This window comes from Pseudoteredinibacter isoporae, from assembly GCF_011602085.1.
Taxonomy (GTDB): Bacteria; Pseudomonadota; Gammaproteobacteria; order Pseudomonadales; family Cellvibrionaceae; genus Pseudoteredinibacter; species Pseudoteredinibacter isoporae.
On sequence record NZ_JAAONY010000001.1, the window covers coordinates 1,316,178 to 1,329,073 of the forward strand.

The 12,896-nt window shown below is 49.4% G+C and carries 12 protein-coding genes; 7 read left to right on the forward strand and 5 right to left on the reverse strand.

Annotated features, from left to right (window positions below; all coding sequences use genetic code 11):
- Positions 1–177 precede the first annotated feature (177 nt).
- Positions 178–1,089 (reverse strand): LysR family transcriptional regulator, encoded by a 912-nt coding sequence (locus tag G8768_RS05755; protein WP_166850028.1) that lies wholly within the window; start codon positions 1,087–1,089, stop codon positions 178–180.
- A 143-nt stretch (positions 1,090–1,232) separates the two neighbouring features.
- Here G8768_RS05755 and G8768_RS05760 point away from each other — a divergent pair, with 143 nt between their 5' ends.
- From G8768_RS05760 to G8768_RS05790, 7 genes are all read left to right on the forward strand, one after another.
- Positions 1,233–2,411, forward strand: a complete 1,179-nt coding sequence (locus G8768_RS05760) for an acyl-CoA dehydrogenase family protein (protein ID WP_166850025.1) — start codon at positions 1,233–1,235, stop codon at positions 2,409–2,411.
- A gap of 27 nt (positions 2,412–2,438) precedes the next feature.
- Positions 2,439–3,575: an acyl-CoA dehydrogenase family protein gene (locus tag G8768_RS05765; RefSeq protein WP_166850022.1), complete on the forward strand. Its 1,137-nt coding sequence runs from the start codon at positions 2,439–2,441 to the stop codon at positions 3,573–3,575.
- A 175-nt stretch (positions 3,576–3,750) separates the two neighbouring features.
- Positions 3,751–5,091 carry an NAD(P)/FAD-dependent oxidoreductase gene (locus G8768_RS05770; RefSeq protein WP_166850019.1) on the forward strand — a complete coding sequence of 447 codons (1,341 nt, stop codon included), beginning with the start codon at positions 3,751–3,753 and terminating at the stop codon, positions 5,089–5,091.
- A gap of 8 nt (positions 5,092–5,099) precedes the next feature.
- Positions 5,100–5,465, forward strand: coding sequence for a hypothetical protein (locus G8768_RS05775; RefSeq protein WP_166850016.1), 366 nt, complete (start codon positions 5,100–5,102; stop codon positions 5,463–5,465).
- A 14-nt stretch (positions 5,466–5,479) separates the two neighbouring features.
- On the forward strand, positions 5,480–6,487 hold the full coding sequence (locus G8768_RS05780) for a helix-turn-helix domain-containing protein (RefSeq protein ID WP_166850013.1): 1,008 nt from the start codon (positions 5,480–5,482) through the stop codon (positions 6,485–6,487).
- Between the two features lie 110 nt (positions 6,488–6,597).
- Positions 6,598–6,978: a BlaI/MecI/CopY family transcriptional regulator gene (locus G8768_RS05785; protein WP_166850010.1), complete on the forward strand. Its 381-nt coding sequence runs from the start codon at positions 6,598–6,600 to the stop codon at positions 6,976–6,978.
- A 91-nt stretch (positions 6,979–7,069) separates the two neighbouring features.
- Positions 7,070–8,236: a M56 family metallopeptidase gene (locus tag G8768_RS05790; protein WP_167202726.1), complete on the forward strand. Its 1,167-nt coding sequence runs from the start codon at positions 7,070–7,072 to the stop codon at positions 8,234–8,236.
- 110 nt (positions 8,237–8,346) lie between these two features.
- Here G8768_RS05790 and G8768_RS05795 read toward each other — a convergent pair whose 3' ends face one another.
- The 4 genes from G8768_RS05795 to G8768_RS05810 all read right to left on the reverse strand — a co-directional run bounded on the left by G8768_RS05795 (position 8,347) and on the right by G8768_RS05810 (position 12,894).
- Positions 8,347–9,117 carry a S1/P1 nuclease gene (locus tag G8768_RS05795; RefSeq protein WP_166850004.1) on the reverse strand — a complete coding sequence of 257 codons (771 nt, stop codon included), beginning with the start codon at positions 9,115–9,117 and terminating at the stop codon, positions 8,347–8,349.
- A gap of 138 nt (positions 9,118–9,255) precedes the next feature.
- Positions 9,256–10,941, reverse strand: a complete 1,686-nt coding sequence (locus G8768_RS05800) for an amidohydrolase family protein (protein WP_208020077.1) — start codon at positions 10,939–10,941, stop codon at positions 9,256–9,258.
- Between the two features lie 130 nt (positions 10,942–11,071).
- Positions 11,072–11,932, reverse strand: a complete 861-nt coding sequence (locus G8768_RS05805) for a TraB/GumN family protein (RefSeq protein WP_166850002.1) — start codon at positions 11,930–11,932, stop codon at positions 11,072–11,074.
- 80 nt (positions 11,933–12,012) lie between these two features.
- Positions 12,013–12,894 (reverse strand): glutamate cyclase domain-containing protein, encoded by an 882-nt coding sequence (locus G8768_RS05810; protein WP_166850000.1) that lies wholly within the window; start codon positions 12,892–12,894, stop codon positions 12,013–12,015.
- Positions 12,895–12,896: the final 2 nt, after the last annotated feature.

The window sequence follows — 12,896 nt, forward strand, 5'->3', positions numbered from 1 at the left end:
GTAGTGCAGATTGTTGTCGGCGTCGGGTGGACGCAGGTACAGGCCGGGTGGGCTGGGGGCCGAGCATAGTCGCTTGTGGCAACGGGCAGGGCGTACTGCGAAGCAGTGCTTCCAATGAGCGGCATTTTAGCAAAGATAAACAGAGGATTATTCTGAAAAAAAAGAAATATCAGGGATTTATTCTGTTTTCGGGGCGCCGGGTTCAATAATTTCCGTCGCAATCTGATTAAGCAGAGGGGCGAGGTGGCGCTCGTCATCCTGTCGCCAGCAACCGATAAAGGGCAGTGGTGCCGGGCTGGGGGAGACATTCAGGCTGTGCAGTCGGCCAGCTCCCAGTGCTTCGCTGGCCGCAGCTTCCGGGACCAATGCGATGCCCAGACCTTGTTCAGCCAGGGGCAGCAAATTACTGATGGAACTGAAACTGTGAACTCTGGCCTGCTCGATATGAGCATTATCCAACGCGTGTTGCAGCTGAATGCCGGGCAGGCTGTTGCGGGGAAAACTCAGCAAAGGGTATTCGACCAGTGATTGCAGGTTGAGGCTGCTCTGCTTGTTATCGATAAGCGTTTTAGCCAACTCCGGGTTGGCGACCCAGCACAGTGGGTATTCGACCAAGGGTTCGCTGCACAGCTCATCACTCTGTTTGGGGCCGACGATGAAGGCCAGGTCGAGTTGATGGCGCATCAGTTGTTGGTGCAGGTTGGTGCTGACGTCGACACTGATTTCAAATTCCATCAGCGGCAGGGTTTCCTGCCAACGGGTCAGCAACTCCGTCAGCCATAAATGGGCCAGCGTATCTGATACGCCGATGCGGGCAACGCCTCGTTCCGGTAAAACATCATGCAATTGCTTCTTGATGTCCTCTTGTAGAGAGCACATGCGTTGCGCAAGCGGCAGCAATTGCTGGCCTCGGGTGGTCAGTCGGGTGCCGCTGGCATCCCGTTCAAAAAGCTGCACTCCCAACTCGTTTTCCAGGGAATTGATCCGCGCTGAAATCGCCGGCTGAGAACTGTGCAGATGTTTTGCGGCCGCATGAAAACTGCCCAGTTGGGCGACTTTGACAAAGCTAATCAGGTTCTTAATTTGCATAATGAATCAATCGACTTGCGAGATCGCCCAGCTGTCACTTTTTGCTAAGAAAGCTGTCACTTTAACATAAAGATGTTTGAGTTTTTTCCCTCTACACTTAGGCGTGATTACGTTCGTCAAACCAAAACGAAGAGGACTGCAAGGTGGATATTAACTTTAGCGAAGCGGAATTGGCTTTTCGCGACGAAGTACGTGCCTTTCTAAAAGAAGCCTGGAGCGGCGAATTGGCCGAAAAAGCCAAACAGCCAGGTAGCTATAAAGAAGTACAGGTTGGCTGGGAGCGCAAGCTCAATGAAAAAGGCTGGGCGGCACCTTTGTGGCCAGTAGAGTATGGCGGTGCCGGATGGACGCCAACTCAAAGTTATATTTATGAGTCCGAGCGTGCTGCTGTGGGCGCGCCGGATGTTTCGCCTTTCGGTCTCAAAATGGTGGGGCCGGTTATTTACAGCTTTGGCAACGACGAGCAAAAACAGCGATTTTTGCCACGTATTTTAAATGCTGATGATTGGTGGTGTCAGGGCTATTCCGAGCCTGGCGCCGGTTCCGATCTTGCTTCATTGAAGTGTAAGGCTGAGCGCGACGGTGATCATTACGTTATCAACGGCGCCAAAATCTGGACGACCTACGCCCAGCACGCTGATTGGATGTTCTGCTTGGTGCGTACTGACAGCGATTGCAAACCGCAACAGGGCATCAGCTTTATTCTGATTGATATGAACAGCCCGGGTATTACGGTACGCCCTATCGTGACCATCGATAGCGAACATCACTTGAATGAAGTGATTTTTGATGAAGTGCGTGTTCCGGTTGAAAACTTGATTGGTGAAGAAAACAAAGGCTGGACTTACGCCAAGAGTCTGTTGGCCCATGAGCGGACCGCCATTGCCGGAGTTGCTGACTCCAAACGCCATTTGTCCGAGTTGAAGAAATTAGCCGCTGCCGAAGTTAATGGTGGTCGCGCAATGATTGATGATCCTGCTTTCCGTCAACGTATCAGCGATATTGAAATTGAATTGATGGCCTTGGAGTACACCGAGTTACGTGTTTTGGCTTCGATGTCCAAAGGTAATGGCCCGGGTGTGGAATCTTCATTGCTGAAATTAAAAGGCACCGAGATTCAGCAATCCATTCAGGAATTGAAACTCGATCTGGCGGGGCACTTTGGCGCTGTAGTGCAGGATGGCATTACGGCCGAAGAGCTTGGACATGGTTATGGCGATGCCGCACGTCGTGGCTTTATGTTCAGCCGCGCTGCCACTATTTACGGTGGTTCGGATGAAGTGCAGAAAAATATTACTGCTAAATTTGTATTGGGTCTGTAAGACAGCGACAAAACAGGATTAAAGACTATGAATTTTGATTTCTCTGAAGAGCAGCAAATGCTCAAAGACAGTGTCGCTCGTTTTGTTCAGGACGAGTACGATTTTGAAGCGCGCAACAAAGTGGTTGCCAACGAATCTGGCTATAGCCAGGAAAACTGGCAGAAGTTTGCCGAGCTGGGTTGGTTGTCGATTCCCTTTGCTGAAGCGTTGGGCGGTTTCGGTGGTGGCGCTACTGATACCATGGTGGTCATGGAAGAGCTGGGCAAAGGTCTGGTGGCTGAGCCTTTTGCCGCTTCGGTTCTGATGTTTGGTGGCCTGCTGCAGGCAAGCGCTCAAAATGATGAGCGTGATGCCTTAATTGGTGGTGTTATTGACGGTTCTATTCAGGGAGCGGTAGCGTACGCTGAGGCGCAATCACGTTTTGAATTGCAAGACGTACTTTGTCGCGCCGAAGCTGACGGTGAGGGCTATCGCCTGAATGGTGAAAAGTCTTTGGTGCTGAACGCAATGTCTGCCGATAAAATTATCGTCAGTGCACGTGTTTCCGGTGAGCAGAATGATGAGCAGGGCATTGCTCTGTTTTTGGTCGATGCCAAGGTCGAGGGTATAAGCAAAACGGCTCTGCGTACTATGGACGCTCAGCTTGTTGCCAATCTTAAATTGGATAATGTTGCGGCAACGGCTCTGTGTGGTGCTGGTGAGGGTTTGGGTTTGTTAAAACAAATGCGCCAACAAGTGATCGTCGCGCTGTCCGCTGAAGCTCTGGGCATTATGGAAAAGCTGAATGCCACTACTTTGGAATACTGTAAAACGCGTAAACAGTTTGGTGTCGCTATTGGTTCTTTCCAGGCCTTGCAGCATCGCATGGTGGATACTTTTATGGCCTACGAGCAATGCAAGTCTCTGTTGTATCGTACGGTTTGTTCAATTGAACAGGGTGAAGACAACAACGATATTGAAAAGAATGTGCTGGCTCTCAAAGTGATGGTGGGTAAAGCCGGAAAGCTGATTGGCGGTGAAGCCATTCAACTGCATGGCGGCATGGGAATGACCGATGAGCTGGATGTGGGTCATTACGTACGTCGATTACTGACCATTAATGCCGCCTTTGGCGACGCCGATTATCAGCAGCAGCGCTTTGCTGAAGTGAGTTTGGCGTCCTAAGCCAATAACCGCTGACTGCTGAAAAGCCGCGATAGTTCGCGGCTTTTTTGTGTCTGCTTTTCAGAGCAGTATTGGCCCCAAATGTCTTTCAGTGGGCCCCAGATGCCAATTAAATATTCCTCCAGATTCATACACTCTGCTTTTTCGGTAGTAGAAGTTAAGAGTTGGAGGGATTATGAATATTTCTCGGAGGGGATTTCTGCTGGGGGGAGGCGCAAGCATATTGTTGATGCCAGGCATTGCTTCCTATGTGCAAGAAGACAAGGGCGTAGAATTACCCCGACAGCGCAGCGGGGGAGATAGCCTGTGGTTTGAACTGTCTGCTCAGTCCAACACTTTGCCGACATTGGAAAACGATACCAGCGCTGATGTTTGCATTGTTGGTGGGGGATACACGGGGCTTGCGGCCAGTATTTACCTGAAAAAATATCGCCCGGATTGGCGTGTACTTGTGTTGGAATCTCATCATCTGGGTGCCGGAGCCAGCTCGCGAAACTCGGGTGCGGTGTATGCGAAGTTCACCGGTATGGACGATCGCGGTTTGGCTGAACGAGGCTTGCAACGTTTTATGGCATTCTTGGAAGAAGAATCCATCGATTGTGATTTTCAAGCAGCGAAGACTTTGTATCTCTATTCGAGCGAGTCTTCTGCGCGAGACGCCCGGCAGTCTTTATCACAGGGCGAACGCTGGCTTGATCATCAGGCACTCAAACACAGTATCGCCAGTGATTTTTACATCGGTGCAAAAGCCAGCCCCGGCTTTTATAAAATCCAGCCTGCTGGCTTGCTGTCCGAATACCGTCGAGTTGCCTTAGCATTAGGCGTTGAAATCTATGAACGTTCTCCGGTGCTAGCTATCGAGTCTGGCCACAGCAATACGCTGACAACCGACAAGGCAGCTGTTCTGGCAAAGCAAGTGTTGCTGGCCACAAATGCTTATACACCTCGCCTGGGGGTGGCTGGCGAAAAGATGTTTCCCGTGCATCAATATTCCTGTTCAACCGCTAAATTGAATGTGAGGCAGATTGACCAGTTGGGTTTGAACGATTGGGACCTGCGTTTTGAACCCAACACTTTGCCAATCACGTTTGGTTTGAGTGCCAGTGGCCATTTCTTTTTGCGACTTGTGCTGGGCTATGCCAGCCAGGATTCGACAGAATGGTTGGATGTTAACTATGCACGTGCTTTGGTTCAGCGGATTTTTCAGGAGCGTTATCCACACATTAATCAACTTGGCATTGAGCATGAATGGCATGGTGTCACGGCTCACACCTTAAATAGTCGCTCTGTTGTATCCAATGTGCTCTCTGACACCATCTTTTTGTGCGGGGCTTATAACGGATTGGGCATTATGCCCAGTCATTACTCTGCATATTTAATTGCACAAAAGATGACGGGTAATGAAAGTGAAGATTGGCAACGGTTAACGCGCCTGGGGCAGCATGTGTCGTTCCCACGGGACTATTATCGAAGTCTGATGCTCAAGAGCAGTTTTAATTTATTGAATCGTTTTTAGGAGAGATCATGACTTTATTTTTTCGTCATTCACTAGAGTACATATGTTTCTCACTCGCGGCTGTCCATTGCTTGTTGGTACCTTGGAGTTTTTTTAAAGGACATTATGTTATTCCCACCATTATGCTGGTATCGATGCTGATTTTTTATCGTTTGGCAAAGGCTGGTTTGAGCAATGTTGTCTGGGTTAAAAAGCTACTGAGTTATGGCTTTGTGGTGTTGTGTTGTCATCTGTTTTTTGCCTTGTTTCATGCCAAGATGCCCCGTGAGCTCTTGCAGCTTTGGTTTTTTCCGGTTTATGCCTCTCTGTTGTTGCTATTGTTGTTCCTGCTGTTTAAGTATATAAGGGTAAACAGAATCTCTTTGTTGAGTTAAATACCCGGTGGTCCATGGATAAATATGCGAAGCCGCTGAAAAAACCAAATGTTGATCGGTTTATCGATGCCTTCTTCCAGTTAGGTCTCGACCCTGAGCCCTGTTTGAAGAAGCTGGGTTTGAGCTTTTCAGAACTCTCCACACTTGAGCTGAAATACAGTGACTATCTCGAGTTTTTAAACGTATCCGCTGAGTTCTATCAGCGGCGTTTTCTGGCAATCGAACTGGCCGCTTTGATGGACGATCGGGATTTCGGTGTCTTGAACTATATGCTCCGCAGTGCCAGTAATTTGGCGATGTTGATTGAGCTATTGAAGAAGTATCTTGCCCTTATTTCACCGGCGGCGGAGATCCAATTGCTTGATGATAAAGAATGCTTTGTTTTGACGTATTCCCATCCCGGTATTCCTCCGGAAATCAGTTACCAGGATACGGAAGGCACCGTTGTTCAACTGATCACCATTTTTCAAAACGTATTGGATGACGAGCATTGGCTGCCGAAGAAGGTTTTTTTCCAACATAAAGCGCTGAGCGACGATGACGCCGACCGGTTTCCCTGTGGTGGTCAGGTGCAATTCGAGCAGAGCGTCAGTGGGATATACTTTGAAAAATCCTTAATGGAGCGGAGGGTGGAGTCCGCAGATCCCAGATTGCTGGAAATCCTGGAGGCGAGTGCACTTGAGGCGCTTGAAGCTTATTCTCATAACTCTTTACTGTCGGCGCTTAAGACCGTAATCACTGCTGCGGTTCCCCGACAGGAGTTAGATGTAAACAGCGTTGCCAAAGAGTTGGGCATGAGTCGAAGAACGCTAAGTCGACGCTTGAAAAATTTGGGTACCAGCTTTACCGAGGTGAAAGAATCCATTCTTATGCAGCTTGCTTGTAAAAGCTTGAGTCACAGTTCTACCTCAATTTCACTTATCGCTCAGACCCTGGGTTATTCCGATGCCAGTGCCTTCAATCGCGCCTTTCGCCGTGTGAATCATTGTTCCCCGAGGGAATATCGTTCACAGAATCGCTAATGCCTGAATGTTTTTTGGGGAGATATTCCTTGCAATCTCTACACTTGTAGATATTATATCTACAAGTGTAGAGAATTGGTGCTTGATAAGCGAGGTGTGAAATATAGTTTATGGAATTCAGTGATTTTGAACTGGAAGTAATGCATCACTTCTGGGAGCAGAGCACACTGAGTGCCCCCCAGGTGCATCAGGCGATTGAGCAGAAAAGGGATATCAGTTATTCGGCCGTTAAGACCATTATTGATCGTCTCGAGAAAAAAGGGGCCTTGAACAGAGCTGGGCAGGAAGGGCGGACTATCTATTATTCCGCTTCGGTGGAGCGAGGCAAGGTGCGTTTGCCGATGATTAAACAATTTATCAATAAGGTATTTCTGGGGAAGAGCCAAAACCTGGCTGTGCATCTACTCGAAGAGGAAGAATTGAGTCTGGATGACATTCAGTATCTTGAGAAGATTCTGAAACAACGCAAAAAGGCATTGAAAGATGATTAGCTACTTTTTGTTGTGCAGTGTGTATAGCATCGTGTCCTTGCTGCTATTACGCAGTGACAGGATTCATCTGGGATTACAGCAAATACTATGTTTGTCTGCCATTGTGATGTGGTGCTTGCCCTGGCCATATTTTTCTGACTTGTTCTCGGTTTCGAGTATGCAGCTCGTATCTCAGCAGCAGATTGAAGCTTCGACAGTGCTTCTTGCGGCCAAATCTATCCAGGTTAACAGTCTTAGTGCTGATGAGTATTTATTCTCCTCACTGGTATTGCTGATGGGGCTGGGTTTTCTTCTTTACCTTGCTCAACTCTATCAGCATCGGCAGTTTTGCCGGGATGCTTTAAGCCATGCCAAGAATGATTTGTCGCTTGAGCAACGTTATGGCGGTGAGATTTTACGAGTGAAAACCTTAAGGTCAGCTATGCTGATTGGCTTTTGGAAGCCCGTTATATTATTGCCTTCTCGCGCCGAGAATGAACAAGCCCTCGAATTTATGATTCAACATGAATTGGTCCATCGAAAACATAAAGATCATTGGCGTGTCGCCATTCTCTCGTTGTTACAGAGTCTGTTTTTTTGGAATCCTTTGTTGAGACTTTTGATTAATAAACAGCGTAATTTTATTGAAGCTCGATGTGATGCTCAGGTGGCGGCTAAAAACCCGGGGGCCTATCGCGAAACGTTAAGTCGAATGGCACTACAGGCCGGTGGTTTTGACATGTCCTGTTCTACGGCAATGGGCAACTTAATGTGGAGGTTGAAGAGAATGGAAAGTGAATCTGTGCAGAAAAAAGCAACGGCGTTGAATGTGGGTTTTCTTGTGTTACTGCTGACAATGCTGTCGTTAACCGTTACCGGTTTGTTGGGCAGCTCTCAGGTTCTTGCATTGTCGTCGGATGATGCGGGGGCGGTAGTTGAATTGAAAATGGAAATGAGTTGGTCATCGGAAGGAATGGCAGACTCCAGTGTTTCCGACTCGAAAATATGGTTGCACTATGATGAAGCGTTCGAATTAAGTTTCGACAATGACTTTCAGATGCATTTAACTCTCACAAAAAAAGAAGACGATACGGTTTTAATTTCAACAAAGTTGCTGAAATTGAATAAGGGATCTGAGCTCTTGATGGAGCCCCAGTTACTGGTGTTGATGGGTGAAGAGGCCGTTATTGAAATTGGAAATGAATCGGACGGATGGGCTTTTGCCGCTGTGTTTAAGGTTACAGACGCGCCGCAGCCGAAGGATGTTGAGTCAAGGTAGTAAAGTGATAAAGGAATAAAGAAATGAAAAAGTCAGGAAGGTTATGTCTCATGGAGAAAATCCTTCCTGACGCATTGTCGGTTCAAAGAAAAATACCTTTGGCGCTGTCTTTACTTAGCTGCCATCTCATTTAAATAACAAGCCAATCTTACTCCGCCTTTCATCAGGCGTTCTTTCAATACTGGACGAGTCTTGTAGATATACTGCCACTTTAGGCTCTTGCGGCCAGGGTACAGATCGTCAATCAGGCCGCGACTTTCCTTAGCCCAAACCATTGGGTCGGTAACACACCAGTCTTTTGCATTTTGTTCGGTTATTTTGGGTTGAAGCCAGGCCGTCCACTCGGTAAAGGATAACTTTTCATGGTCAATCAGCTTGGTATCCCAAACGCTGTGGAGATTGGTGTCTTCTCCGAAAAATTTCAGCTTAACATCGTTGCCACCACGGTCAGTGCCATTGCCCGCATGGAAAGGCTGATGCAGGTCCGTAATGATATGAACCAGGAAGCGCAGTGCCTTCTGGCGCTCGGTCAGTGGCAGGCTTTTGTCTTTGACCATTGCCGTAAAATCTTTCAGCCCGGAGATGGCATCGCCACGTTTATTGTGCTGGCGTTCGTCTTCAGGAATGGTCACAAAGTGCAACCAGATAGACTGGCGCTGCCAAAAGGTATCCGGATTGGAGCGCATAAAGTCGGGCCAGGTAGACGCTTCGGCCAGGGTTTCGACACCCAGAACGGATTCCACCATCGCTTTGGCTTCATCGCTCAGGTAATGCTCGGCAATTTGGCTGCTGATACGGTGGCCTTGCTTACCCCAGGCGGCGGCATATTGCGCGCTGAAACTCAAAGCCAGGGCGCTGATGAAAATACTGATGCGACGCATAATGGTCTCCTGCTAAAAATGACTGGCGGGATTATAGGCAAGCTATATGACAAAAGCACGTCGCCAGTGCTCAACAAAGTCTATCCGTGAGCCGGGACGTGCCAGGGGCAAGTTTAATCGGGAATATGTCTTAAACGTCTACGGTTTTTGGTACGCAATGTTGCCGTCAATAATGGTAAATAACACATCAGCCTCAAGAATTTGATCGCCAGCGACCGTCATAATGTCGCGATTGAAAATGGTAAGGTCGGCCAATTTCCCGACTTCGATGCTGCCTCTTAGATTTTCTTCAAAGGCGGCGTAGGCTGGCCACAGGGTGAACATCTTGAGAGCGTTATCGCGGCTAACGGCCAGCTCTGGATGCCAACCTTCGGCCTGGAAGCCACTGGTGTCTTTACGGATGCTGGCGGCATAAAATTCGATACGTGGATCACCGATTTCAACCGGAGCATCGGAGCCACCGGCAATGATCAACCCCTTATCCAGCAGGCTCTGCCATGGGTAGGCATTTTGTAAGCGTTTTTCGCCCAGACGATCGGGAGCGAAGTGCAAATCACCGATGGCGTGGGAAGGTTGCATCGATGGAATGACACCTAGTTGCTTGAATCGATCCTGATCTTCCGGGGTGATGTTTTGCGAATGTTCAATACGCCAGCGGGGATTGGCAATGGCCCATTCATCGCGAGGAACATTGCGGAACGCTTTTTCATACCAATCCAGGACTAGCCGATTGGCCAGATCGCCAATTGCATGGGTTTGAATCTGAATGCCTTTACGCAGTGCTTTTTCGAGAATCGGCATGATGGTTGGTTCGTCGATCAACAGCAAGCCTTTGCTCTTGGCATCGTGGTAGGGTTCGATTAACGCGGCACCGCGAGAGCCCAGCGCACCATCGGAATACAATTTAATGCCACGAGCGCTGATCCAGCTGCCACCATCAAACTGTGCACCTTTGTTAAGCAATTTGTCTGCATCGTCTCCCTGGCTGAGCGCGTAATACACGCGATGGGCCAGCTGTCCTTCGTTTTGCAGTTCTTGCAGAAGTTGTAGATCCTGCCAGCTGCCACCGGCGTTTTGGGTTTGCGTCCAACCGAGCTGTGCGTTGCGCTTAAGTCCTCGGGCAAGGGCGTCCTTATCATCGGCGCGCGTGTTTTCTGGAATCAGTTTTTCTACCAGCGCCATGGCGTTGTCGACAAGCAAGCCGGTCAGCTCGCCTTTGCTGTCTTTTTCTATCGCACCGCCTTCGGGGGCTTGGGTATGTTTGTCGATGCCGGCCAGTTTCAGTGCGGCACTGTTGGCCAGTGCGGAGTGTCCATCAGCGCGTGTCAGATAAGCCGGGCGATCACCGACAATGGCATCGATGTCCGCCAAATTGGGAAATCGCTTTTCCGGCCAGACTTTTTCAATCCAGCCCCGGCCAACAACCCAACTGGCATCGGGGTTCGCTTTCGCGTAATCCGCGACGGCTTGCAAGGTTTCCGCAAGGCTATTGATGCCTTGCAGATTGAGATTCTTCTCGCGGTAGCCAATGCCTTTAAGGTGTACATGGGCATCGGTGAAGCCCGGCAGTATGGCCCCTTTTTTTAAGCGAAAGTGGCGGGCGCCGTCACATAAAGTAATGGGTTCGAGACTGACGGCGGCAATTTTATTGCCTTTGATGGCCAGGTGATTGGCTTTGGGGAAGTTGTCGTTTGCGGTGTATATGTTTCCGCTGAAGGCCAGATCGGCTTCAACACAATGTTTGGCGGCCAAACTGTGAGTGCTGAATGTGAGACTGGAGAAAGTGAGGAGTAGACTGCTGCTGATTATTGTTGATGTGCGCACGTGCTTGATCCTTTGCTGGCCTCGAAAGCTCCAATGTAGCCAAGGCGTAAAACAGGATCAAGTATTAGGCAGCCAGTTCAGTCAGAAGCATTGGCCGCCTGTGTCTCAAAAGCACTTAACTCAAAAGCCCTCAGGGAAGTTGTTCCAGCGTGTGACCGTTTTTCTTGAGTTGCGCGAGCAGGCCGTCTTCACCAACCAGATGTAACGCGCCAACTAAGACGAATTCCACATCGGCATCGTTATTGTATTGGGCCAGTTCCTGCATCCAGTCATTGTTGCGGTCGGTGAGCAGTCGTTTGAAGACATTGGGGAACTCCGCTTTCCATTCGCGAATGGCGATGTCGGACAATTGTTTGTTATTGCCGGATCGCCAGGCGGCTTTCATGTCGCGAATCATGGCGGGCATTTGTTCCAGGTCGTCCAGGGTTTGGCGAATCATTTCGTCTTCCTGGCCTTTACCCATATTTGCGATGAAATCCATATGGGCATTCAGTTCCTCAAGGGAGTCGAGAGTTTTCTTATCATTCCTGGCTTTTTTCATAAAAAACATATCGACCCCTTCTTCTGCCAGACCATTGCGGCGCAGCTCGATCAGGGTCAGCGTCATGACGGTCATGCCAATACGGAAACGCGTAATTTCAGAGGTCGGAACACCGCGCGTGGCGAAAAAATTATCCAGACGTTGGTAGGTTTCCGGTTTGAGCTTTTGTCGCAGGTTCTCGCCGCTGGGGTAAAGCAGTTTGCGCAACAGTTCGGTTTGATTGGAGGTGGCCTTCATTTTTTCAATGTCGGTCTCAAACACCAGAGTGCTGGCTTCCGCGTAGGCTTTATCAAATGCGCTTGGTAATGGGTAATCAGAATTGGCCAGCAAATGTATGGTGCCACCCAGATAGAAGTGATGACCATTTTTGCTGATTTTCCAGACGGGGCTGTTGGCGTGTGCGCTGATGCTTAGGCACAGGCAGCACAGACCGAAAACGAACTTGTTCATAGATTCCTTCAAATGACAGGTGAGGACACAATCTTACACAGCTGTGATTCGACTGTGAACTCGCCTGTTTTACTCAGAAATCAGTCGACGAAACCACAGTGCTGTCTTAAAGCATAGAGCAGCTTGCTGCCTTCCGCTGCATCCAGGCTGTCTTCGGTCAGAGTGTTTTCGCGCGTAACGCCATCGACACTGCCACGCTCACTGAGGTAACGCAGTACACCGATGTTGTCAAAGCTGGCCAGCAAATCCTGATTGCGCAGATAACCGAGCAGGGCCACCAGGGCGTGACCGCCCCAGTTGGATACGTCGGCAACAATCAGTTCATCGCAGCTGGTCGCCGCAGGAACAATATTCAGTTCGCTCAGGGCGGTGTGGACTTTTCCCATGCCGATTTCATTGCCGCCATCTCCAATGGCCAGAGTGGTGCATTGGCAAAGTTGCATGATCTCGTCGAAGCAGGCACTGCGCGGACTGATGGATTCGCCACGCATATTGTAATAACCGCCGTCGGCGGCCTTGCCGGGGCGTTCAATGGAGATCACCAGGCCCGGAGAATACTGCTTAAGAATGGCTTCGGCTTCCTGGTGTTGTTGCTGTTCGCAATCTTCACCTACGGCCAGTTCAATGACTCGATAGTCTTCCACAATGGCGCCGGATAAGGGCGCGCCGCAGCAGATATACGGGGTGCCGCCACAGGCTTCAATGGCTCGGTATAGTGAAATGGCGCCTGGAGGGCCATCGGTTTCAAAAGTATCAATCACGGGGAATCCCGTGCCGATAAACACCACGGCACCGTCGCGAACGGCGGCTTGCATGGCTTTGGCGGCGCGCATGCAATAGCCCGCCTCCAGATGGGGTTGTACTTGAGCCATGCCGCGTAAATTACGTTCCACCAAAAGGTTCTCGATGGTTTGGCTGAGGCTCAGTTCGCTGTTGCTAAGGGTAATATTTTTTAGTGTCATGA

Excerpts from the sequence above, each read along its gene's own strand:
- G8768_RS05770 (WP_166850019.1), top strand. The coding sequence starts at position 3,751 with ATGAATATTTCTCGGAGGGGATTTCTGCTGGGGGGAGGCGCAAGCATA.
- G8768_RS05755 (WP_166850028.1), bottom strand. The coding sequence starts at position 1,089 with ATGCAAATTAAGAACCTGATTAGCTTTGTCAAAGTCGCCCAACTGGGC.
- G8768_RS05775 (WP_166850016.1), top strand. The coding sequence starts at position 5,100 with ATGACTTTATTTTTTCGTCATTCACTAGAGTACATATGTTTCTCACTC.
- G8768_RS05765 (WP_166850022.1), top strand. The coding sequence starts at position 2,439 with ATGAATTTTGATTTCTCTGAAGAGCAGCAAATGCTCAAAGACAGTGTC.
- G8768_RS05810 (WP_166850000.1), bottom strand. The coding sequence starts at position 12,894 with ATGACACTAAAAAATATTACCCTTAGCAACAGCGAACTGAGCCTCAGC.
- G8768_RS05780 (WP_166850013.1), top strand. The coding sequence starts at position 5,480 with ATGGATAAATATGCGAAGCCGCTGAAAAAACCAAATGTTGATCGGTTT.
- G8768_RS05795 (WP_166850004.1), bottom strand. The coding sequence starts at position 9,117 with ATGCGTCGCATCAGTATTTTCATCAGCGCCCTGGCTTTGAGTTTCAGC.
- G8768_RS05785 (WP_166850010.1), top strand. The coding sequence starts at position 6,598 with ATGGAATTCAGTGATTTTGAACTGGAAGTAATGCATCACTTCTGGGAG.
- G8768_RS05805 (WP_166850002.1), bottom strand. The coding sequence starts at position 11,932 with ATGAACAAGTTCGTTTTCGGTCTGTGCTGCCTGTGCCTAAGCATCAGC.